The following is a 23,295-nucleotide window of genomic DNA, read 5'->3' on the forward strand; positions in this document are numbered from 1 at the left end:
GTTCAGGACTTGGCAGAATGAAGAGCCAAGATTATTCCCTTAAAAAAAAAAAGGAAAGCGAATGAAGTTTTACACTCCACTCGCTTTTTTTATTTGATAAATGTCGGTATGATTAAACGACTTTGTTCCTTTTTCTGTCCACTTCTTTTAGATAGATTTTTCGTATCCTCAAGTGGTTTGGTGTCACCTCTACATATTCATCCTTTTGGATGTATTCCAAGGCTTCTTCCAACGAAAACTTGATTGCAGGCACGATCTTGGCCTTTTCATCTGCTCCAGAGGAACGAACGTTTGATAGCTTTTTGGTCTTGGTTACATTCACCGTCATATCGTCTTGACGTGAGTTTTCCCCAATTACCTGACCTTCGTAGATACTCTCTCCCGGGTCGATAAAAAACTTGCCTCTTTCCTGAAGCTTATCAATGGAATAAGGAATAGCTGTTCCATTTTCCATGGACACCAAAGACCCGTTCAATCGCTGCGCGATGTCCCCTTTCAATGGCTGATATTCAAAAAATCTGTGCGCCATAATGGCTTCACCCGCGGTAGCGGTCAATAATTGGTTTCTAAGACCAATGATTCCCCTTGATGGAATGATGAATTCACATACCATTCGGGATCCTCTTGCCTCCATACTGGTCATCTCCCCTTTTCGGATGGATACCATCTCAACCGCTTTTCCAGAAACTTCTTCTGGCAAGTCAATGGTCAAGTTTTCAACAGGCTCACATTTTACGCCATCAATCTCCTTGATGATTACCTGTGGCTGTCCAATTTGGAGCTCGTACCCTTCTCTACGCATGGTTTCAATCAGTACGGAAAGGTGCAATACACCACGGCCGTACACCAAGAATTTATCCGCACTATCGGTTTGTTGTACACGAAGCGCCAAGTTTTTCTCCAATTCTTTTTCCAAACGTTCCTTGATGTGACGGGAAGTAACAAACTTTCCATCCTTGCCAAAAAACGGGCTATCGTTAATGGTGAAGAGCATACTCATGGTAGGCTCATCAATAGCGATGGTCTTCAATTTTTCTGGATTTTCGAGGTCGGCGACAGTATCCCCAATCTCAAAACCTTCCATACCAACAATGGCACAAATATCTCCTGCAGCTACTGACTCAACCCGTAAACGCCCCAAACCTTCAAACGTATAAAGCTCCTTGATTCTGGTTTTGACAACGGAACCATCTCTTTTTACCAAAGAAACTTGTTGTCCTTCGCGAAGCGTACCACGTTGCAATCTACCAATGGCAATTCTTCCCGTAAACGAAGAGAAATCCAAGGAAGTGATCAACATTTGGATGGTACCTTCTTGAGGTTTAAATTCTGGAACGTGTTCAATGACCATATCCAATAATGGTTCAATGTTATCGGTCGGAGTCTTCCAGTCCTCTCCCATCCAGTTGTTCTTAGCAGAACCGTAAACGGTTGGAAAATCAAGCTGCCATTCTTCCGCACCCAATTCAAACATTAGGTCGAACACTTTTTCGTGTACTTCTTCCGGAGTACAGTTTTCTTTATCCACTTTGTTGATGACCACGCAGGGCTTCAAACCAAGGTCTATCGCCTTTTGAAGCACAAAACGCGTCTGTGGCATTGGGCCTTCAAAAGCATCCACCAACAACAAAACCCCATCGGCCATGTTTAGAACACGCTCTACCTCACCACCGAAATCGGCGTGACCAGGGGTATCTATAATATTGATTTTTGTGTCTTTGTAAACAACGGAAACGTTTTTGGAAACAATGGTGATTCCACGCTCCCTTTCCAGGTCATTGTTGTCCAAAATAAGGTCGCCCTTGTTCTCGTTTTCGCGGAACAACTGGCAGTGATACATAATTTTATCGACCAAGGTAGTCTTACCGTGGTCTACGTGTGCAATAATTGCAATGTTTTTAATTTTGGACATAACCTAAATTTTAAGCCCGCAAAGATACTGCTATTTTTTCTTGTGCAACACACCTTAATGTTATTTTTATCTTATTGATTTTGTGGGAGTTCCATTATTTCACTTTCTACCGACCACCCACCCAAGCTTCAAGGCAATAAAAATACCGAAGTTACTTTCAAATTCATCAAAGAAATAACCGGGCCCAACCTCGAATCGAAATTGCAATCCTTTTTGGCTCGTCCGTTGGAGACCATAAACGGCGCCGATACCCCCAAAATAATCAGAAACATAATCCAAATCCCCAATTATTGCCTTACCTCCTTGAATGGCGATTGTGGGAGCAATATAGTTACCCGTATTGCCTGTAATGTTTTTTCCTTTTGCCAGCCGTCGGTCAAAGTTGTAGTAGTATCGATACTGTAGCCTTCCAATAGGGTATATCCCAAATCCACTTTCCACAAAGTCGGATTCCCTGTACCCGAAACCCATGGTAGCCTCTGCCGTTATAGTTGAATTTTGGGAAAGTCCCTTTTCATAGATGATGCCGGGAAGTAGTACATTTAAGGTGAGTTGATAGTCTTCAACCTTCTTCACAGATTGTGCAATTCCAACAACTCCAATGGATAAAAATAAAAGTAATGAGGAAATAGTTTTCATAAATGGTTAGTTTGAATTTCCTCAAGAAGGCTCAAATATTGTACCAGAAAAATGGTCACAGACCAACGCACCAGCGCTTTTCGCTGATAATCCAACCAATACTTAGGTTGACCACGGGCTGAATTGTACCCTTGAACGGCCCCACATAATAGCCAGCGCCCGCATCAATGGAGAAACTAAAACCTGAATCGAAGCTGCGCTGAATACCGTAGACCAATCCGCCGTAGCCGTGAACGCCATCGACCAAACGACCTTCGACCACTCGACTGCCTGGAGAAAAAATAGCTACGGAAGGCGCAATGTAGTTGCCAGAATTTCCATAAATGGACCTTCTGCGTCTTTCCCGACTATTCAGGTTGTGATAATATCTGTTTTGAACAGTAATGGCCGGAAAAAAATCGAAATCCTCCAATGGTTGGGAACTAGCAGGTTCCAAAGCCGCTTGATACGCCACCCGAATATCCAATGTACTGTTTACACCCAACGCCATTTCGTACTCAACACCTGGATTGATGGCATTAAGCTTAAACTGACGGATCTCGCAATTTGTCCCGTATTGGGCATGCACAAAAAATCCTGCGGATAGGAATGCCAAAAGTAGTAAGCGGCGCATTGTAGGTTAATTTGGTATTAGTATAACCCAAACTTCATCAAAATAGTATGTTTGGATGACCTTATTTAATCAAGATAAGGGTCTTTCTTCTTTCTTTTGGTGGCCACCCAGCCAAAAGTAAAGTTAACTATGGGCCCATATCCATTGGGAACCCCATCTCCCCGATAATACCCGGCACCTAGTTCCGCATTAAAATTGAACCCGTTTTTATAAGTTCTCTGTATCCCATAAGTAACCCCATATACTCCTAAATTAAAATCATCTGGTCCTTCGATGTTCGTATCCAACCGCAATTGGGAAAAAAATATACTACGTGCGGCCGCAATGTAGTTTCCGGAATTACCGGACACATTTTTATCCATACGGATTCTTCTATTGAAATTATGATAATAGCGCATCCGAGTGTGTAAGGTAAGGCCAATGGCATAACCTTCTTCGTAGGTGGCATACCCCAGTCCTAAGCCACCCGAGACACTCACGTTTTTAAATAGCCCCAATTCGTAGCTAATCCCAGGGCTCAACAAATTCAACTTAAACTGATGGCGCTCCAGATGAGCCAAATCAAACGTTCCGCCCCGTTCCTGCCATTGGGCATTGGAAATTATGGGCAACAGACCAAGAGCGATCAAAAGAATCCTATACTTCATGGTTGATGGTTTAGTTTGATAAATCTAAAAAGGATACCATCGTTAAATACTATATTTGTGCAAACTTTAAGAAATGGACATCACCAAAATCCCACAGATAAAACACACGGACAGCAATAATTTTTTCTTGTTGGCAGGCCCCTGCGCCATTGAGGGCGAAGATATGGCCATGCGCATTGCGGAGAAGGTAGTTGCCATTACCGAGAAGCTTGAAATACCTTATGTTTTTAAGGGAAGTTTTAAAAAAGCAAACCGTAGCCGTATCGATTCCTTTACCGGTATTGGTGATGAAAAGGCCCTTAAAATCTTGAAGAAGGTCTCGGATACTTTCAAAGTTCCGACGATTACCGATATACATGAAATTTCTGATGCTGCCATGGCCGCCGAATATGTGGACATACTTCAGATTCCCGCCTTTTTGGTTAGACAGACCGACTTGGTCGTGGCCGCTGCCGAAACGGGAAAGGTGGTCAACCTAAAAAAGGGTCAATTCATGAGTCCGGAAAGTATGAAACATGCAGTGACCAAAGTAACGGAAACAGGTAACGAACAAGCAATTATAACCGATCGTGGCACCATGTTCGGTTATCAAGATATGATCGTGGACTTTCGTGGTATTCCCACCATGAAGCAATATGCACCCGTGGTGCTGGATGTTACCCACTCACTGCAACAGCCCAACCAATCTTCCGGTGTCACTGGGGGAAGACCTGCCTTGATCGGAACCATGTCCCGTGCAGGGATCGCCGCAGGTGTTGACGGACTTTTTATGGAAACGCATTTTGACCCTGCTAATGCCAAAAGTGATGGCGCCAACATGCTGGATTTAAGTTTATTGGAAAAATTATTGACGGATTTGACCGCCATCCGAAGAACTATCAATTCCCTATAGAAAAACCAGCACAATCTGGGTTTTAACAAAATCAATGTATTGATTTTTAAATGATTACATATTATTTTTAAATTTATTTATAATTAGTCTAAATATTCTTTGCAAGAAATTTGATTGCAATATACATTTGCAAACGAAACTTATTTAGACCAATTACAAATAAAATGAAGCATATATTACTTATTCTTAGTTTGGCCGCTTTTTTCACTTCTCAAGCACAAACAGGAAACCTAAAAGGGAAAGTAACTGATCAAAACAACAACCCGCTCGGCAATGTAAACATAGCTGTTTCCAACACCAGTTTAGGAACCAACACAAACAATTCAGGGGAATATGAAATATCCAATCTTGCTCCTGGATCCTACACCTTGACTTTTTCGATGGTTGGTTTTGGCACCCAGAACAAAACCGTGACCGTGTACGCCAACCAAACAACGAACGTACAAACTATTACACTTGTGGAGCGCCAAGAGCAGCTTAACGAAGTTGTGGTCGAAGGAAACCAAGTGAACAAGTTCACCCGAAAGGCTAGTGTTTATGTTTCAAAAATGCCCTTGAAGGATATTGAAAATCCTCAGGTGTACAACTCCATCTCCACGGAGCTGTTGCAGGACCAAGTGGTCACCAATTTTGATGACGCCCTTAAAAACGCCCCTGGAATCGATAAACTCTGGGAATCCACAGGAAGAGGAAACGACGGCGCAGGGTATTTCTCCCTTCGCGGTTTTCCAGTACAGCCTACAATGATCAACGGATTGCCCGGTCTGACCAACGGAAGTCCCGACCCTGCCAATATTGAGTCCATCGAAGTCATCAAAGGCCCATCGGGAACTTTGTATGGTAGCAGTTTAATTTCTTACGGTGGTTTGATCAATATCAACACCAAAAAACCATATTATGGCTTTGGCGGGAACATTTCCTACACTTCCGGCAGCTACGGATTGAACCGGGTAAGCGCGGATGTGAATACCACTTTGGGAGACCAGAACAATATTGCACTTCGTGTAAATACGGCTTACCAAACTCAGAATAGCTACCAAGATGCAGGATTTAGAAAATCGTTCTTCTTTGCTCCATCATTGGCATTCCAGGCAAGCGATAGGCTTTCGTTCAACATTAATACAGAATTTTACAATGGTAGAAGTACAAACCAGACCATGTTGTTCGTAGACCGTGGCTCTCCGCTTCGCGTGACCAATTTGGATGAATTGGGCTACGATTACAAACGTTCCTACACTAGCAACGATTTGTATATAGATACACCAACATACAGTCTTCAAGGTCAGATGAACTACATTTTGAACGATTCTTGGACATCACAGACCGTTGTTTCAAGATCCAACGCCAAGTCTGATGGATACTACTCTTATCTGTATGAGATAACCTCAACGGTAGAAGGGCTTTCGGGAACTCCGCTCGAAGACGGTATCATCTTGGCCCGCTACACCAGCAACCAAAACTCCGAAACCTTGGGGACCGATATCCAACAGAATTTTATCGGGGATTTCAATATTGGAAACATGCGCAATCGTATGGTAGTTGGTTTGGATTACCTTAAAACCAGGACCATAAACAATAGTACAGGCTACGGAAACCAAGGATTTATTTATGTTGGGGAAAACCCTGACGAATTCCAAGCGGTTGCCCCTGCCCTACACGATTATTTTGGAACCCCAATGGGAACTGGTTTATACGACTCGGGTGTTTTGACACAGGCAGGCGCCGATGCGGGAATCGCCACCTTGGCCAATCCAGGAGCACAATTCAGTGAGGCCGAGCAAGAGATTTTCAGTGCCTACGCCTCGAACGTCATCAACCTGTTGCCAGAATTGTCTGCAATGGCCAGTGTGCGCGTGGATCGCTTCTCCAACGACGGGTACAATCAAACTGCGTTCTCGCCAAAATTTGGGGTGGTGTACCAACCTATTTTGAACACAGTGTCCGTATTCGCCAACTACATGAACGGTTTCAGCAACGTGGCACCCGTAACGGAAGTAACGAACGGAAACACATCGGTAAGGGCATTGAACCCAGAACATGCCAACCAGTTTGAGGTCGGTACCAAATTGAACTTGTTCAACGATAAACTTTCCGCCACTTTGAGCTACTACGACATTACTGTGAGCGATATGGCACAACGAATCGATACGGATGCTGACAATTACTTCTACACCCAAGATGGCGAACAGACCAGTAAAGGTTTTGAAGCGAGCATGATCGCCTCTCCAATCGACGGGTTGAACATTATTGCAGGATACAGCTACAACGATAGCCAATTGGTCGAAGGTGACGCCAGCTTTACAGGGTTCAGACCTGAAAGTGCAGGTCCAATGAACTTGGCCAATGTTTGGGCAAGCTATCGATTCACTCAAGGTGCCTTGGAAAATTTTGGACTTGGATTTGGAGGTAACTACGCCAGCGAGAACAAAATCTTCAATAGATCTAACGGTACGTTCACTATTGATGAGTACACCATTCTGAATGCATCTACTTTTTATGATGCAAGAGACTTCAGAATCACTTTGAAGCTGGACAACATTGCGAACAAAGACTACTACAAAGGTTGGTCTACCATCAGCCCTCAAAACTTGAGAAGTCTTTCTGCCAATTTCACCTATAAATTCTAAGAAAACAAAAATGAAAAAACTCATTACAACCTTATTGCTCATTACCTTGCCCGTACTATCGGCCTCCGCTCACTATTTGTGGATAGAGACCAACGGAAAAGGGGCCTTGGGTCAAGCACAGAAAGTACGTGTGCACTATGGAGAGTACACTTATGGAGTAATCGAAAAAGTGGAGGGAGAAGCCTTCCCATCGGTTTCCAAGTTCACCCTTTGGGTAATTGCTCCCGATGGCACCAAGACCGAGTTGAGCACTGAAGCTATGGAAGACCATTACTTGGCAAGCTTTACCCCATCTCAGAAGGGCGTGTACACCATTGCTCTGAACAACAATGAAATCGATGTGATCGATTATACGCAATACGATTTCGGGATTTTCAAGACGCACTATCATTCTACTGCTAAAGTTCAAGTGGGAACCGATGGCGACACGATAACCGCAAATCCTGATGGAATTGTGGTAAAGCAATTGGAAACGGATGGAGACGAAATCAGACTTCAAGTATTGTACAAGGGTGAACCCATCGCCCAAAACGAGCTTAAGGTCTATGTTTCCGACCTATGGTCCAAAACCCTCTACACCGATGATAATGGAGTGGTTTCCTTTGCCCTTCCTTGGAAGACCAAGTACATTGTGGAGACGACCAATAAGGAAGAAATCCCTGGTACCTACCATGGTGAGGATTATGAATTTATTTGGCATTGCGCCACCTATTGCATAACACCATAAGCATGGCCACAGGAATTTCCCTTCTCACGTTTATAGCTTTTTATTTGCTGTACGGTACATCCAAAAAAATGTCGGCAGTGGGAAATCTTGGTTTTGAGCCATCTATCGCTGAGCATAGAAAGGCATCAACATATGTTGGTTTGGCCCTAATGATTTTATCATTGGGGCTTAGCTGCTTTTATTGGGGACTTGGTTCGGGCACGTTTACTTTTTTGATTCTCTTGATGACCGTTGCCAGTTTAGTGATCCTATTGGCCCCCTTACGATTGTTGAATTACCGTTTTTTGGGCACTCTTTTTTTGTGCTCCATCCTTTTTGAAACCTTATTGTTTTAAGCATGCCAGCCAACAAAAAATATTTGACCCCATCGCCCTCACAACGATTTGCCAAAATAACTGCAGCCATTTTGGGCGGTCTTATCGTGGCCGTGATGTTTCATATGGCCTTGGCAAGTTGGTTCAATCACGTAGCGGTGATCATTACCAGTACCTTTTCGGCCTTTATCCTTTGGGCCATTTTGATGGTTGTTGCCTTTTTGGGCAAGAACGGCTGGAAAGTGTGGGGCATTTACCTTTTGGCGAGCTTGGCACTCTTTGTCATATTCTATTTTGGAAACCAAACCAACCCACTTGTTTAAAACCATGGGAAACCGCATCTACAATATATTGTTCCATACCCATACCGTAAGCGGCATCGTAATCAGCGTCGCGCTCTACGTCATTTTTTTCACGGGATCTTTTTCTTTTTTTAGGGATGAAATCGCCAATTGGCAGCGTGGGCATTCCGTTAGTCAAGAAGATGCCTTGCCAGGTAGTGTGGATGGACATCTTGATCACCTTTCCAAAGATTATAACTTATTTGGAAGGGATGTGGAATTGAGGCATTATTATAATGAACGGAGTATTTCCGTCAACTTGGGCGCTACTAAAGATTCCTTGGCTTCGGAGAATGACAAAACACCCGTGTTTTTCTATTTGGACCCTGAGTCCAAGACCAAGACCGATAGCTATGCAAGTAATTACCATTTGGGGGAGTTCTTGTACCGCCTCCACTTCTTGGATCAAATCCCCTACCCTTACGGCAGGACCTTGGCGGGGTTAGTGGCTTTCTTTTTTCTGTTTGCCATCCTAACTGGAATCTTGGTGCATTGGAACAAGATCGTTTCCAACTTTTACACCTTCAGGCCATGGGCCAAACTCAAAACCATGTGGACGGATGCCCATACGGCACTGGGTGTGATAGGGTTTCCATTTCAGTTTGTGTATGCCGTAACGGGAGCCTTCTTTTTACTCAAAGGAATTTTGGTGCTTCCGATGGTGATGGGACTGTATGATGGCGATCAAAACAAACTGTACGAAGATTTGGAATACAACCATCCTGTTTATGAATTCCAGAATGAAAAATTGGAAAAGACCATCAATCTGGATCAATACATTGTGGAGATGAAAGAAGAATGGGGCGATTTTCGGGTCACGGAGACGCACATTTTCAATTTCGGAGACCAGAACATGCACGCCGCCATTAGTGGATATCTTGGGTACGACACCAAATTGAACGGACTGGGCTACCGCATTTACAAAATAGCCGATGGTTCTATAGCACAAGAAAAAGTACCGATTGCCCCGACTTCCTATTTGGATGGTGTAAAAAATATGATGTTCCGACTCCATTTTGGCGATTACGCAGGCTATGGGCTACGGGTGGTTTCTTTTATCCTTGGATTGGTTTCCTGTTTTGTGATTCTATCGGGAATAATGATCTGGCTTGTGGCACGTGATAAAAAGAACATTCCAGAAAAACGCCGAAAGTTTAACCAAAACGTGGCCAACTGGTATATGGCCATTTGCCTTACCCTGCTTCCCGTTACCGCTTTGGAATTTATTATCGTGAAGTTTGCACCAACAGTGAACATGGGGTTCTTGTACCAAACGTATTTTCCGATTTGGTTGGTGGCCACCGTGTTCTTTATCCTTAAAAAGGATATTGCCTTTACCAACAAATGGACGTTGATTTCTGGTGGTATTTTGGGCTTGCTGGTTCCGATTGCCAATGGAATTGCATCGGGCAATTGGATGTGGGTCGCCTATAAAAACGGATACCAGCACATTCTATTGGTGGATTTGCTTTGGCTGATTCTGGGGATTGTGTCCCTTTGGGTCGCTTTCTTCAAATTAGGCAAGAAAGAAACAGGGAAAGTCGCAAGTAAGGCAGTTTAAAAAATCTATCTCTTATAAAAACCCTTGTGCTTAAGGGAGTGGCACTCCTGTAAAACTTCCACCAACACCTCTTGATCAATCTCTTCCAACGAAAAATAGCGAAGGGATTTGACCACCTTTCGGTTTTCATTGACCATTTTATCCAGATGCAATGTCAAATGGGCCGAATTCCAAAAGGCAATGTCCACATACTTCTTTTTTTGGGACACGTTTAAATAGCAGATGGGCTGTTTGCCCGCATAAAAACAAGGGATGCTCCATTTATATTTCATGTCCACATCAGGAACAACAGACTCGATCACAGCTTTTAGATGCAATAAAATGCTTCTGTAAGGTTCTGCCTGGTTGATGATATACTCTTCTGCCGGGTTCATATAAACAGCTTACTTGTTATGTACGCTTGAATATCTTTTTCACCAACTTCAATAATAGTAGTGCAACAAAACCTATGACCAAGCCAAAAATAAAATCCTTGAGCATGGATGGCAAGTTGGGTAACAAATGATGGAAAAATTCAATATTATGGGTGAAAATGCCCCCAGATACCAGCAACAAGGCCAAGGTTCCGACAATTGACAAGCCTTTGATGATTTTTGGAAGCGCCTTTACCAAAACTTTGCCCACCTTATCGGAAAAGCTATCTGTTTCCTCATTCAGGTTTATGAGTCGATAACCATAATCGTCCATTCTCACAATTAATGCGACGATGCCATACACCCCAACAGTGGCCAGTAGCGCTACGACCGACACAGTGGCAATACGAATGGTCAATGGTTCATTGACCACGGTACTCAATGCAATAATGACAATCTCAATGGAAAGGATGAAATCCGTGATGATGGCCTGTTTTATCTTTTGTTTTTCCAGTTCCGGTAAGTCTTCCTTTGGTATTTCGGTAGGGTCGGGTTTATGGCCTTCCTCTCCACGGTGAAAAATATACTCATACACTTTCTCGGCTCCCTCGTAGGCCAAATAGACGCCTCCCAAAATCAAAATAACGGTAATCGCAACAGGTAGATAGGCACTCAACAAAAATGCAATGGGCAGAATGATCAACTTGTTCAAAAAAGAACCTTTAGTTATCGCCCAAAGCACAGGGATTTCCCGGCTGGACAAAAAGCCCGTAGCCTTTTCGGCATTTACTGCCAGATCGTCCCCCAAAATACCTGCTGTCTTTTTGGTAGCCACCTTGCTCATGGTAGCTACATCATCCATAAGCGCAGAAATATCATCCAAAACAGCAAAAAAGCCAGATGCCATACTATCAGTTTAATGGTTATAATGAAGTTGCCAAAATAAATAAATCTGGACGTATGATAGGTAAAAATCCAATAAACTATTGTCTCAAATACCTTCCATGGACATTAAAGTGGCCACCCAAATTATTACTGAAGAAAAGAAAATACCTATGGTGTTGGCCGCGAAAGCTTCACGTTTTTTCATTTTAAAGAGGTAAGCGGCAATACTACCGGCATACACTCCTGTTCCCGGTAATGGAATCATCACAAAAAGTACGATGCCCAAAAAACCGAAGCGCTGAATTTTTTTTCCCGATCCTCTTTTGGCCCTTTGTCCAACAAAGACTGCGGACTTTTTATAGAAACGCCATTTGATCAAATGACGGTTAACATACTCCAAAAAGAACATCATCATGGGAAACACCAACACGTTGGCACCGAAGCAAACAACGAAAACAAGGTACTCGTTCACACCTTGGTACATGCCGTAAGGTATGCCCACTTTGGCCTCTCCAAAAGGTGAAAGGCTCCATAATGCCGCTATGATCAAATCGATGTGCAAGGTGTCAAGGCTTAAGCTTGCAAAGCTACCAAGGAATTTGCGCATACCTACTGTGTTCCTCCTTAAATATTTATTAATTGTGATTTCTCCCAAATCCAATTTCACAGCTATAGGACTTAACTACTTTACCCTCAGGTTAACAGTTTGTAAAATGTTTTGTCGGCGATTGATACATCATCAAAGGTTTCATAGTTTTGATAAAACCGATGATATGAAAATCCAACCTATTTTTATTGCTTTCCTAGCTGTTTCATCCCTTCTTGCCCAAGAACATTCTCATCAAAGTTCCAGAGCACTGGAATTTCCAAATATCCCTGGATACATCACCTTGAAAACCGACCTTCACCAACACACTGTTTTTTCCGATGGCAATGTGTGGCCCAATATCCGGGTAATGGAGGCATTACGGGACAACTTGGATGTGATTTCATTGACCGAACATATCGAATACCAGCCCCACAAGGAGGATATTCCCCACCCTAACAGGAACCGATCTTACGAAATTGCCCTAAAAGAGGCCGAGGACCACGAACTTATTCTGGTCCATGGTTCAGAAATTACAAGACAAGCCCCGATCGGGCACAACAATGCCATATTTATTACAGACGCCAATAAACTGCTCTTGGAAGATGCCGAGCAATCGTTCGGTGAAGCCAAAAAACAAGGTGCATTTGTGTTTTGGAACCATCCGGCATGGTATGCGCAGTCACCAAAAGGAAACCCTATTTTGAGCGATTTTCAAATAGAGCGGATCAAAAAAGGAGAGCTGCACGGTATCGAGGTCATCAATACAGGAGATTACTCCGAAGAATCCTTAACACTTGCCCTTGAAAACAATCTGACCATTATGGGCACCAGCGATATCCATGGACTGATTGATTGGGATTATGTGGAAAAGGGACATACCCGGCCCATAACGCTTGTTTTTGCCAAAGAAAGGAGTATTGAATCGATGAAGGAAGCGTTATTTGAAGGAAGGACCGTTGCTGTTTTTAATTCATTATTGGTGGGGAAAGAAGAAAATTTGGTTCCACTGTTGAATGCCTCCATCAAATTTGAAAAAGCCAAGTATATTGACAATACCACAATATTGGAGGTTACCTTGAAAAACGTGACCAGCAGCGATCTAATCTTTGAAAATCAAATGCCATATACCTTTTATTCCAGCTCTCCGGTTTTTACCATACCTGCAGGGGGCACCAAAACACTACAGATCAAAACCCTTGAAAAAATATCGGACCTAACCATCAAGCTAAAGGCGTTGGGTGCCTACGTGGCACCCAAGGAACACCCTGTCGTTACTTGGAACATAAGGTTGGAAAATTAGGCTTAGGCCACGGAAGTAAATGGAGTGCCGTTGATGGTCCGGTCAAAGTCCGGCAATATTTTGCGGATATATTCCTTTGGGGTCTTTTCCGAGATGGACACCCATTTTTTATCGACATTGACATCAAAATGAAATAGGGAGAAATCTGCATCCATGTCCAATTTTGATAGCAAGAACCTCATAATCCTTGGTCGGAGGCTGTATTCCATATCTATACAGAGGCGTTGCATTGCTGGATTGTCATCTCCAGAAAATACCCAATTGAACTTCACTTTTTTGAGAATTAGGACAAACAAGATACTAAAAAACAACCCATTACCGACGTTTGACCATGGTTTTTGGTTCAACAGTTATTCTTTGCCGTCCACGTAGTCCTGAAGATAGGCGTAACGTGTTGTCAACTTTCCATTTTGGGTCATGCGTGCCCTTTCGAGCAAACCGTCTTTATCGTCGTTGAAGAATGCCGGAATCACATGTTTGGAGAATGCTTCTCCAAAACCAACGCTTGCATCCCTGGGCAACTCGCACGGTAGGTTGTCCACGGCCATTACGGCAATGGCATTTTCAGCCATAAAATCGGTTTCTGTTTCGGATTTGGGATTATAACCATAAATGGGGTCTGCAATGGTCGAGGCCCGAATGGTGGAAGCTACAGGACCATCGATATCGCAACTGATATCGGCCACGACCTTAATCTTGAATTCCGGTTGTTTGGCATCCTCACGGGTGAACAAGTAAGGCGCCCCGTCTCCATAAAAATGTCCAGCGATATAAAAGTCGGTTACTTTGGCAAAGCGGAAAAAATCGGACTTGTAGGCCTCTGGGTTCTGGAAAAAGTCAGCTTTACTACCTTTGTTGCCGTCCTTTCTTTTTACGTACTGTGACACGTCTATTTGGCAATATACCGGCTCGTTGAAGGTTTTGGACATATATTCACTGGGCGAAACGTGCGTCAACCCCATGGCGTCCAACATTTCCTTGGCTCCATTGCCCACCCTTCCCTTTCCCGTGAGCAATATTTTGATATTGGGCAGTTGTATTTTTTTGAGTTCGGCAATGAGAGCCTGTTGATCCAATAAGGACTCGGCTTTTGGCAATTGGTACAAATTGAACTTTAATCCATACGCCCTGAACCCATTGTAGGCACCAACGATACCTGCGTAGCGGCCAAAGGCAACCAAACGGGCCCCTTTTGCGTTGGTAATAACTTCGTGATCGTATAGTTCGATGTTTTTGTCCAAAATTGCTCGGAGCAGTTCCCGATTGTAGGGCTGTTTTTTTATGGTATGGGAAAAGAAAAAGTACTTCTTGTTGGGAATCAATGCATCGATGGGAACCTCTTTGACGCCGAGAAGTACCTCACAGGTTTCCAAGCTATCAACCACAGGCAAACCCTTATCTGCATATTCCTTATCGGCAAATACGCGAATGGGCGACGATTCCACCAAAATTTCGGCTTTTGGATATTTGGAAAGGACATTTTGACACGCCGCTGGTGATAGCACTACTCTGCGGTCTGGCGGATTTTTACGTTCTCTGATGATTCCGAACTTCATATGATATTTTGGTATAATTGTTGACCAAAATAAGGGGAAAAGACAGGGTAAGCAAACTTTTTATTGTTTGATGGATATGCGTTACCTTTGCCGACCGCGTTAGGGATAGAGGCAGGTACCCTGCCTGCGGCAGGCAGGCATGTACAGCCGATAGCCCGACCGAAATGTTGCGAAGCGACGTTTTGGTAACGCCCACACTTCGACTGCGCTCAGTGCAGGCAAGTTCTTTGAAAAAAAAGTGAGAGATTCCTGCCTTCGCAGGAATGACATCTCATTATGGGGCCGACCGGTTTTGACAGCAAGACCAATGGCGATGTAAGCATGCCGAGCGCTGGGATACAGCTCGTTAATCTCATGTTTCACACTTTTAATTGGCGATAATAATTACGCTCTTGCCGCATAATCTGAATTATAGTAGGATTTGCCTCGTCCCTACAAGGTAGGGAAGCGAGATGTTCCTGAATAGCCCTTGTTGACGGCGATTCGTTTAGGAGCACCAAAAAAGTCAACACAAGGGTGTCCGCTCGCTTTGGCGACACCTCTAAAACCTAAAGAAGATAAGTGTACATTAGGCGGTATTTGGTCAGGTGTGCATCGAAAACTAAACAGATACTAAGCATGTAGAAAGCATGGTTATTGCTTGTTTGGACGAGGGTTCGAATCCCTCCGGCTCCACTTCAAAAAGCCACCTTAGGGTGGTTTTTTTCGTTCTCCCTACGGGATTCGAAGGCCAACGCTACCAGCACGCCCCTTTACTAAAAAGGTCTGCAAGACCTTTTCTTAACGCTCGGTCGTCTCCGGCTCCACTAGAACACCATCAAAACAACACATTAAACCTGTAAATTAGTGATTTGCAGTTTTTTTTATTTCGTTTGGTTTCATTTGACACATTCTTATTTTTATACCCTTTAAGGTATAACTATTATAAAAAAAACATATTTTATACCCTAAAAGGTATAATTTGAATTATTTTATATATATTGCACCCGTTAAGGTATAATTATGGATGATTGGAATAGAAATAATCCCATAGCTCAATTTATCAGGAAAAGACGTAAAGCACTTAACTTGACCCAAGTTGAGCTTTCAGATACCACTGGAGTTGGGCTACGATTTGTCCGTGAATTGGAGCAAGGAAAACCCAACTTGATGACGGATAAGATCAATCAGGTACTTTTATTCTTTGGACATGAATTAACCCCTACACCTATAAGTGATGCGACAAGGAGAAATTTGGGTGAACAATAATTTGGCAGGAATCCTAATGGAAGATGAGGAAGGGTATCACTTTGCCTATTCCCATGAATATCTGAAATCAGAAAATCCCTTTGCTGTTTCCCTGACATTGCCCTTGCAAGAGAAACCATTTCATTCAGATTTTTTGTTTTCTTTTTTTGATGGATTGATTCCCGAAGGGTGGCTATTGAACATAGCACAAAAGAATTGGAAACTAAATCCACGGGACCGTATGGGGCTATTATTGGCCACCTGTAAAGATTGTATCGGCAACATAAGTGTATTGGAAAAATGAGCAACTGTCTAGCCTGTCAAAAACACCTTTCCTCTGAAGAGAAACTATATCACCCAGATTGCCTAAAGTCCTTTTGGCAAAAAGACACGCCCGTACTTGCATTGGATTATGAACTTTCACAAATTGAGGAACTGGCCAAAGTAAATGTGGCCCAACGCGTCATTGTATCTGGGGTTCAACCCAAACTTTCATTGGGCTTTACCCAAGAAAACAATTCCAGGCTGACCATTGTCGGTGCTTTGAGCGGAAGATACATTTTAAAACCACCCTTTTCCGAATATCCTCAAATGCCTGAGACGGAAGCATTATCGATGTTGTTGGCACAGGCATGTGGCATTGACACGGTACCTTTTTTGTTGATTCCACTAAAAGATGGGCATTTGGCCTATCTGACCAGAAGAATAGATCGGGATGCAAAAGGCAACAAATTTGCCATGGAAGATGCTTGCCAGTTAACAGAACGCCTCACTGAACATAAATACAGAGGTTCTTACGAACAGATTGCCAAAGCCATAATGGCCTACTCACAAAACCCATTATTCGATGTAGTCCGATTTTATGAACAGGTCATTGTATCATTCTTGATTGGAAATAATGACATGCATCTTAAAAACTTCTCTCTTATTGCAAAGAATGGAAAATCTTACTCCTTGGCTCCTGCTTATGATATGATTTCAGCCCAATTATTGATACCTGATGATCCTGAGGAGTTGGCCTTGACCTTGAACGGTAAAAAAAGGAAAATCTCAAAAGAAGATTTCGATATGGCAATGGCCAAAGCTCGCGTTCCTCAAAAGGCAATGGAAAACCTTTGGGGCAGAATGGTAGCGGGAGTAAAAAAATGGCCTTCTTTAATTGATGGAAGCTTTTTAAAGGAAGAACAAAAAAAGAAATTCAATACTCTAATTGAAGAAAGGCTAAATCGAATCAAATAGGTTTAGAGTTAAGTACTCTTCTAAGTAAACATTCCCTTCATTTATAAAAGTCATCTATTCGGTGAGCATAAATTTTCTAAAGGCTGAAAAGCATTTGTTTATTGAGGTTTCCAAAGGTGGGTTCTAGTGCCTCCAGGATGAATACTTTTTTATTGGTTAATTGTAAATCCATGTGTAGTCCATACTTTTTCCATGTTCAAGGTATAACCGTAAAAAAGTAATCTATGGACAAAATAAACATCCTCTTTTAAAGGAAAATAAGGGGAAGACACAAGCCTTTTTACCGTATATTTAATATGTATTAAATCACATTGAAACCAAAGTTTCAAGGATAATTATTGTATATGTTACGTACTTCCCATTTAATGAAAGCCCTTCCTAGTTTACTGAGCATTATTTTAATTTTAAACTGTAGCTGTGACTCTTCGGTCAAACCAAAATGGGAAAAGCGAAATAGGGAATTGATTGAGGAATATGGGCTCACCGTAAGGGAACTGCCCGACCTTCCTTCCACTACCGTGGCTACCAATTTGGAAGTGGGAACATCCATAAATTTCCAAGATTTGGACAGTTTGCAGTTGTATCCCGGGGTAACGGCCAAAATTTTCTGGGGAAATGGAAATTTGGTCAGTTCATTGGAACTGGAACCCAACTCGACCGTACCAAAAGAGAACTTGCCTGCGGATAGATTTTTGATTGTAACAGAGGGTTCCATCGATTTCATTGGAGATGGGAATACTACGTATAAAATGATGACAAGGGAACGGGAAGAACCGGATGGTACTCATAGCGGTACACCGAGAATTGATTTTATTTATCAAGAAAAAGGAAGCGAAAGCGAAATTGTCGCTGGAGATACTGGGGCCAAAGTGATGGAGGTTTATAGCCCTATAAGGTTTGATTATCTAGAAAAAATGGGGGTTGATGAACTTCCTTCGGAAAATCAGGGAAGGGTTTCCAACAATGAACCGACCATTGTACCCAATAAGGTTTATGACCTTTTCGATATTCAGTTTACCAAACTTACCGAAGGGGTGTATGCAAGATTGGTTTCTGGAGGCGACATGCAGCTAAGTTTTGTCTCGGCAGACCCAAATTCCAAATCTCCGGCACACATTCATCCAGAAGAGCAGATTACGGTTCTATTAAGGGGAACCCTCAAGGAAACCGTCTTGGATCATGAGATGGAGTTGGAACCTCAGGATATAGTCCTTGTTCCAGGAAATGTGGTCCATTCCGGCGCTGCTGGCGAATTAGGTTTTGATGCACTTGATATTTTTTGGCCCGTTCGGGAAGATTATCTGGCCAAGCAACAAGCATCACTTGAAAGATATCATGAAATCATACCAAAGAATGCAGAGCCAGAATTGATCATAGATGGTTCTAAGACTGAACCTAAACTGATTTTTAGCGAAGGTCCCAAATGGATGGATGGGAAACTCTATTTTTCCAACATGTACTTCGACCAAAACTGGAACGCCGACCCAAAAAAGAGTTCCATTGTGGCACTGGACCCTGATGGGACATACCAAAACATCAATGAAGGCAAAATGCAGGCGAACGGATTGTATCCCTATAAAAATGGCAATTTATTGGTCTGTGACATGATTGGGCACCGGGTGGTGGAAATGACCACATCCGGACAAGTGGTCCAAGTTATTGCGGATACCTATAATGGCAAGCCCATAGACGGACCCAACGATATTATCACTGATACCAAGGGTGGCATCTATTTTACGGACCCCCAATTTACGATGGAAGCAGAAAAATTTCAGCCCGGAAGAGCGGTTTACTATATTTCCCCTGAAAAAGAAATGACCCGCTTGGTGGAGCCCAATGAATTTGCCATGCCCAATGGAATTTTATTGACTCCTGACGGAAAAACGCTCTACATTAATAATTGTTATGATGACGAATCTTGGTATCCCGTAGACAGTTCAAAGGATAATTTTGTCTGGGCCTATGATGTGAACAAGGACGGTACCATTTCAAACGGTCGGAAATTTGCAGAACTGCGTTTGACCGGAAATGTGCTAGACCGTAAAGGAAAATCCTCCAGCGCGGACGGGATGGCCATTGACACCATGGGAAATATTTATGTGGCCACTTATTTTGGGGTCCAGATTTTTGATTCCAAAGGCTCCTTTGTCGGTATGATCAATCTACCTTCATTTCCAGTAAGTTTAGGGTTTGGGGATGAGGATATGAAAACACTCTACATTGTCAGTTATGATAAGGTGTATAAGATTCACACCAATAGAAAAGGGTATGTCAATTATCTTTAAAAGTGTCAATGATAATATCTAATTCTGTACATCGTCGCCCATAACATCATATCCGCGCCATTTGAATTCCTTGGCAAGTCCTGATGCTGCCGGCCAAGCGATTTGGTGTTGATCACTGGCAACCCAATTTCTCCTGTTTTCCTCCGTATCAAAGGAGATTTGAATCTGATAGTTATACGTAGTAGGCTCTGCCTGTATTTCCTTGGCCAAATCATCTGGAAAAAGTCGAAGTAATTTCGAGCTGAGATACCCGTCTTGAACAACCATGGCAGGCACGTAGATGGAATAGTACATTTTTTCAAAGGCTTCGGCATTTTCCCTATCCACCACAAAATCCATTTGTAGGACCATGGCCTTGGGTGTTTCCAAAGGTTTGGCAATCGTCAGTCCACTATCTTTTGAAGGTGCAATGCCAATTACAAGTATTTCAAGATCATCATCCCCACTGCTTGACCAAACTATTTCTTCTCCCAAACCAGCATGGAACGAATCATCCTTTTGAATTTTGGCCGTTGCGGAACCGACCGATACCGATCCACTCCCATTCATTATATAGTATACTTCCTCAACCCCTTCCAATTGGCGTTTTTCCGTTGTACTCCCTGAGGGAACCACTACATGGTCAACATGATTCCAATCTGTTCGGAATATTTCTGGATTAAAAATCCGTCTATATAAAACTCCTTTTCCCTTATAAACCTCATTGTCCTGTTTCAGTTTACCTGTGTCCAATTGGGAGGACACAAATACAGGGACATCATCTTTTTTTGTTTCGGCAAGATTATCCCCCAAATCAAACGCACCTCCCTGTGCCTTTACCTCGCTGACCGCAAAATTGAGCCATTTTAAAGGTTTGCTTGAAGCATTATAAATTCCATGGGAATCCCCAAGCTTACAAGGAACCAAAGCTGGCCCTTTTATTTTGGACGTTCTACCATTGATGGTGAATTCAGCTTCTCCATCCAAAATGACATACATTTCTTCAATGGAATGGTGAAAGTGGTGACCAATACCCGATTTAGGTTGGATGACCCCAGAATGTAGGTACAGGAAATTGGTGGCCAGATCATTTCGGCCAATCAATTGGGTAAAACCCATTTTACCGGCACCGGCATGTACACTGGATAATTCCCTATACGTCGAAGGATCATTGTGAACCACTCTTTCATTAAGGTTTTGGGCGATGCAGATACTGCCCATCAAACAGAACAAAAAACTGAGTATTGGTTTCATAACATTGTATTTGTATTGTTTCAATTTTAGGTTTATAGAGTTAGCTGCCTCTATGCAATAGGCTACTTTTTGTCCGGTATCCCATACACCACATAGCCTTTTGCAATTGCTCCCGGTTTTTTCGAGTGGTCGTAACTGTCATTTCTAAAATCAGAAGTGGCATTGATTACCAAATATTGCTTACCATCCAAGGTAAACATACTGGGTTGCGCATTGGTCTCATGGCTTAGCGTAGTTTCCCAGAGTACATCGCCATTTTCGGCATCAAGCGCATAAACCTTGCCCCCTTTTGCCGTGGCAAACACAATACCTGTAGATGTAATGACCATGCCCTTTCGCTGGGTGCCATTGGGAGCTCCTTTGGTTTCGTCTCCTTGCGCATAAAGCGAGTCCACACCTATGGGTCGGCGCCACTTAATGGTTCCTTCATTTAGGTCATAGGCCACAATAGAGGACCAAGGTGGGTCTATCAAACCAGGCCAATCCAGACCGTAATCGGTAGTATATCTGTCTTCTGGATGTTCCACGCCTTCAGGGTAATCCTGCATTGGGGCTCCTCGCTGTGCATCTGGATGTATAGTTACCCCACCAGAAGCCACCACAGGGCCATCTACTGGTTCTGCCTGTTGATTGCCCCGTCTAAAACTTCTGCGATCAGGATCACCCCCAATATATTGGAACAAGGCTTTCAAGGAAGCTTCATCCACATGCACCAGACCGGGCATTACACCTTTTCCATTGATCACTGTATTTCTAAACTCTTCATAGAACATATGATGCCCAAGATTCTTCAAGGAAGGTCCTGCCCCACCCTCCATATTTGGGCCATGACAGGCAATACATGAAGAGCCATAAAGTGATTGTACCCTATCAATATCGTTTTTTGTGAGTTCTTTTTTTGGTGGTTCCACCTTGTTCAATCTGTAAGTGGATGCATATTCCTGGGTCATTATGTACATCATTCCATTGCGGGGATCGGCGGCTGTGTTTCCATAATTGGAACCGCCCAAAGCTCCGGGCATCATAATGGTTTCATATTTATCGGAAGGTGGTACGTATAATCCAGTTTTTGCAGAATCCAATCTTTTGAGCCAATCTTGTCGAAGACTATCCGAAAAGTAGGGGTTCAAATTTTCTTTTGTCACCTCATGTCTCGTAAAACTCGGAAGCGAAGTGATGGGTTGTGTCGGCCAAGATTCCTCCCCTGGCATTTCGCTTTTGGGAAATGGTTTTTCCTCAATGGGAAATAGTGATTTCCCAGTTACCCTATCAAATACAAAAACAAAACCGTGCTTAGTGGCAATGGCCACTGCATCTATCTTTTTACCGTCCTTTTCAACCGTGAGCAGTTGAGGGGCCGGTGACAGGTCATAGTCCCAGAGATCATGGTGCACTGTCTGATAATGCCAGAGTCTTTCGCCCGTTTTGGCATCAAGGGCCACCAGGGAGTTGGCGAAAAGGTTACTGCCCAACCGATCAGCGCCATAATAATCATAGGTTGGCGAACCGATGGGCAAATAGGCAATTCCACGTTCCGTATCCACCGATATTTCGCTCCATACGTTAACACCTCCTACATATTTATAAGCATCCTTGGGCCAAGTTTCATAACCATATTCCCCGGGATGGGGTATCGTATGAAAGGTCCATTCCAGTTTACCAGTAACCACATTATAAGCTCTTACGTGACCAGGTGGGGAAAAATAGGCCTCCCCTGGTGCAGAGCCGAGTATCAAAAGATCATCATAGATAACACCCGGCATCATCGGCTGTATCCTCGTTATGGAAGTTGGGTCCCGATCTAAACCTTCTCGAAGGTCCACATAGCCATTATTGCCAAAGTCCATAACAGATTTCCCAGTAACGGCATCAATCGCCTGAATGGAATTGTTCAGCGTGAACAGTAATCTCTTGTTTTTTTTGTCTTCACTTTCCCAATAATTGATACCTCTTCTGGTAATTCCCGGCAAATCTGTATGAATCCAGAGTTCTTTACCCGTTTTGGCATTTATGGCTATTAGGGAACTATTTTTCCCGAGAACGTACATGGTGCTGTCGGCAATGATCGGGCTGAAAAAATAAAAACGATCATCTCCTGATGGATAGCTCCACAACAGTTGCATTTGTGCAACGTTGGACTTGGTGATACTGGGCGACTCAAAAAACTTGGATTGGTCTGGACTACCTCCATAGTGCGACCACGTTGTGTGCTCGGCAACTTCATTTGTATGGGTCTGACATCCCAATATAGTAGCCAAAATTATCAGCATGGTCAAGATGGGCCACGACGTAGAAGATAGTTTAGTTGTTGACATTGTTATCGTTAAAAAGCCCATTATACCAAGTTTTCATACA

At 43.1% G+C, this 23,295-nt stretch carries 22 protein-coding genes and 1 other RNA gene; 12 read left to right on the forward strand and 11 right to left on the reverse strand.

Translation table 11 applies throughout. The features are described from left to right. Positions 1-112: 112 nt before the first annotated feature. The 4 genes from typA to SD449_RS15080 all read right to left on the reverse strand — a co-directional run bounded on the left by typA (position 113) and on the right by SD449_RS15080 (position 3,811). Complete coding sequence (gene typA / locus SD449_RS15065) at positions 113-1,912, reverse strand: translational GTPase TypA (RefSeq protein ID WP_318311708.1); 1,800 nt, start codon at positions 1,910-1,912, stop codon at positions 113-115. Between the two features lie 99 nt (positions 1,913-2,011). Beyond that, positions 2,012-2,551, reverse strand: a complete 540-nt coding sequence (locus SD449_RS15070; protein ID WP_318311709.1) for a hypothetical protein — start codon at positions 2,549-2,551, stop codon at positions 2,012-2,014. A 55-nt stretch (positions 2,552-2,606) separates the two neighbouring features. Further along, a complete protein-coding gene (locus SD449_RS15075; RefSeq protein WP_318311710.1) occupies positions 2,607-3,164 on the reverse strand; it encodes a hypothetical protein in 558 nt (185 codons plus the stop codon). A gap of 65 nt (positions 3,165-3,229) precedes the next feature. Beyond that, positions 3,230-3,811, reverse strand: a complete 582-nt coding sequence (locus tag SD449_RS15080) for a hypothetical protein (protein WP_318311711.1) — start codon at positions 3,809-3,811, stop codon at positions 3,230-3,232. 73 nt (positions 3,812-3,884) lie between these two features. Between SD449_RS15080 and kdsA the strand changes: the two genes are divergently transcribed. The 6 genes from kdsA to SD449_RS15110 all read left to right on the forward strand — a co-directional run bounded on the left by kdsA (position 3,885) and on the right by SD449_RS15110 (position 10,273). Then, a complete protein-coding gene (gene kdsA, locus SD449_RS15085; RefSeq protein ID WP_318311712.1) occupies positions 3,885-4,703 on the forward strand; it encodes a 3-deoxy-8-phosphooctulonate synthase in 819 nt (272 codons plus the stop codon). A 164-nt stretch (positions 4,704-4,867) separates the two neighbouring features. Beyond that, positions 4,868-7,330, forward strand: a complete 2,463-nt coding sequence (locus tag SD449_RS15090) for a TonB-dependent receptor (protein WP_318311713.1) — start codon at positions 4,868-4,870, stop codon at positions 7,328-7,330. Positions 7,331-7,340: 10 nt separating this feature from the next. After that, a complete protein-coding gene (locus tag SD449_RS15095; RefSeq protein ID WP_318311714.1) occupies positions 7,341-8,057 on the forward strand; it encodes a DUF4198 domain-containing protein in 717 nt (238 codons plus the stop codon). A 2-nt stretch (positions 8,058-8,059) separates the two neighbouring features. Next, positions 8,060-8,392: a hypothetical protein gene (locus SD449_RS15100; RefSeq protein ID WP_318311716.1), complete on the forward strand. Its 333-nt coding sequence runs from the start codon at positions 8,060-8,062 to the stop codon at positions 8,390-8,392. A gap of 2 nt (positions 8,393-8,394) precedes the next feature. After that, complete coding sequence (locus tag SD449_RS15105) at positions 8,395-8,694, forward strand: hypothetical protein (RefSeq protein WP_318311717.1); 300 nt, start codon at positions 8,395-8,397, stop codon at positions 8,692-8,694. A gap of 4 nt (positions 8,695-8,698) precedes the next feature. After that, positions 8,699-10,273, forward strand: a complete 1,575-nt coding sequence (locus SD449_RS15110; protein ID WP_318311718.1) for a PepSY-associated TM helix domain-containing protein — start codon at positions 8,699-8,701, stop codon at positions 10,271-10,273. A gap of 5 nt (positions 10,274-10,278) precedes the next feature. Here SD449_RS15110 and SD449_RS15115 read toward each other — a convergent pair whose 3' ends face one another. The 3 genes from SD449_RS15115 to SD449_RS15125 all read right to left on the reverse strand — a co-directional run bounded on the left by SD449_RS15115 (position 10,279) and on the right by SD449_RS15125 (position 12,118). Continuing rightward, complete coding sequence (locus SD449_RS15115; RefSeq protein ID WP_318311719.1) at positions 10,279-10,647, reverse strand: DUF1801 domain-containing protein; 369 nt, start codon at positions 10,645-10,647, stop codon at positions 10,279-10,281. A 16-nt stretch (positions 10,648-10,663) separates the two neighbouring features. Further along, positions 10,664-11,533: a DUF808 domain-containing protein gene (locus SD449_RS15120; protein ID WP_318311720.1), complete on the reverse strand. Its 870-nt coding sequence runs from the start codon at positions 11,531-11,533 to the stop codon at positions 10,664-10,666. Positions 11,534-11,617: 84 nt separating this feature from the next. Further along, positions 11,618-12,118 (reverse strand): COG2426 family protein, encoded by a 501-nt coding sequence (locus tag SD449_RS15125; protein WP_404828061.1) that lies wholly within the window; start codon positions 12,116-12,118, stop codon positions 11,618-11,620. A 166-nt stretch (positions 12,119-12,284) separates the two neighbouring features. Between SD449_RS15125 and SD449_RS15130 the strand changes: the two genes are divergently transcribed. Next, entirely contained in the window at positions 12,285-13,400 is a 1,116-nt protein-coding gene (locus SD449_RS15130) for an Sb-PDE family phosphodiesterase (protein ID WP_318311721.1), read from the forward strand. Between the two features lie 2 nt (positions 13,401-13,402). Here SD449_RS15130 and SD449_RS15135 read toward each other — a convergent pair whose 3' ends face one another. Continuing rightward, the gene (locus tag SD449_RS15135) at positions 13,403-13,672 is read right to left on the reverse strand and encodes a hypothetical protein (RefSeq protein WP_318311722.1); all 270 of its coding nucleotides are present in this window, start codon (positions 13,670-13,672) and stop codon (positions 13,403-13,405) included. A 78-nt stretch (positions 13,673-13,750) separates the two neighbouring features. Continuing rightward, positions 13,751-14,956, reverse strand: coding sequence for an NAD(P)-dependent oxidoreductase (locus tag SD449_RS15140; RefSeq protein WP_318311723.1), 1,206 nt, complete (start codon positions 14,954-14,956; stop codon positions 13,751-13,753). A 278-nt stretch (positions 14,957-15,234) separates the two neighbouring features. Here SD449_RS15140 and ssrA point away from each other — a divergent pair. The 5 genes from ssrA to SD449_RS15165 all read left to right on the forward strand — a co-directional run bounded on the left by ssrA (position 15,235) and on the right by SD449_RS15165 (position 19,707). Continuing rightward, positions 15,235-15,634: a transfer-messenger RNA gene (gene ssrA / locus SD449_RS15145) on the forward strand. Between the two features lie 324 nt (positions 15,635-15,958). Further along, the gene (locus SD449_RS15150; RefSeq protein WP_318311724.1) at positions 15,959-16,204 is read left to right on the forward strand and encodes a helix-turn-helix transcriptional regulator; all 246 of its coding nucleotides are present in this window, start codon (positions 15,959-15,961) and stop codon (positions 16,202-16,204) included. Continuing rightward, positions 16,173-16,487: a HipA N-terminal domain-containing protein gene (locus SD449_RS15155; protein ID WP_318311726.1), complete on the forward strand. Its 315-nt coding sequence runs from the start codon at positions 16,173-16,175 to the stop codon at positions 16,485-16,487. The genes SD449_RS15150 and SD449_RS15155 overlap by 32 nt, the downstream gene beginning before the upstream one ends. Continuing rightward, positions 16,484-17,422 (forward strand): HipA domain-containing protein, encoded by a 939-nt coding sequence (locus SD449_RS15160; protein ID WP_318311727.1) that lies wholly within the window; start codon positions 16,484-16,486, stop codon positions 17,420-17,422. The genes SD449_RS15155 and SD449_RS15160 overlap by 4 nt, the downstream gene beginning before the upstream one ends. A 344-nt stretch (positions 17,423-17,766) precedes the next feature. Further along, complete coding sequence (locus SD449_RS15165) at positions 17,767-19,707, forward strand: SMP-30/gluconolactonase/LRE family protein (protein WP_318311728.1); 1,941 nt, start codon at positions 17,767-17,769, stop codon at positions 19,705-19,707. 18 nt (positions 19,708-19,725) lie between these two features. Here SD449_RS15165 and SD449_RS15170 read toward each other — a convergent pair whose 3' ends face one another. Continuing rightward, positions 19,726-20,940 carry a cupin domain-containing protein gene (locus tag SD449_RS15170; RefSeq protein WP_318311730.1) on the reverse strand — a complete coding sequence of 405 codons (1,215 nt, stop codon included), beginning with the start codon at positions 20,938-20,940 and terminating at the stop codon, positions 19,726-19,728. 62 nt (positions 20,941-21,002) lie between these two features. Further along, complete coding sequence (locus SD449_RS15175; protein ID WP_318311732.1) at positions 21,003-23,255, reverse strand: outer membrane protein assembly factor BamB family protein; 2,253 nt, start codon at positions 23,253-23,255, stop codon at positions 21,003-21,005. Positions 23,256-23,295: the final 40 nt, after the last annotated feature.

The sequence above is a fragment of the Flagellimonas crocea genome (genome assembly GCF_033441595.1).
Taxonomy (GTDB): Bacteria; Bacteroidota; Bacteroidia; order Flavobacteriales; family Flavobacteriaceae; genus Flagellimonas; species Flagellimonas crocea.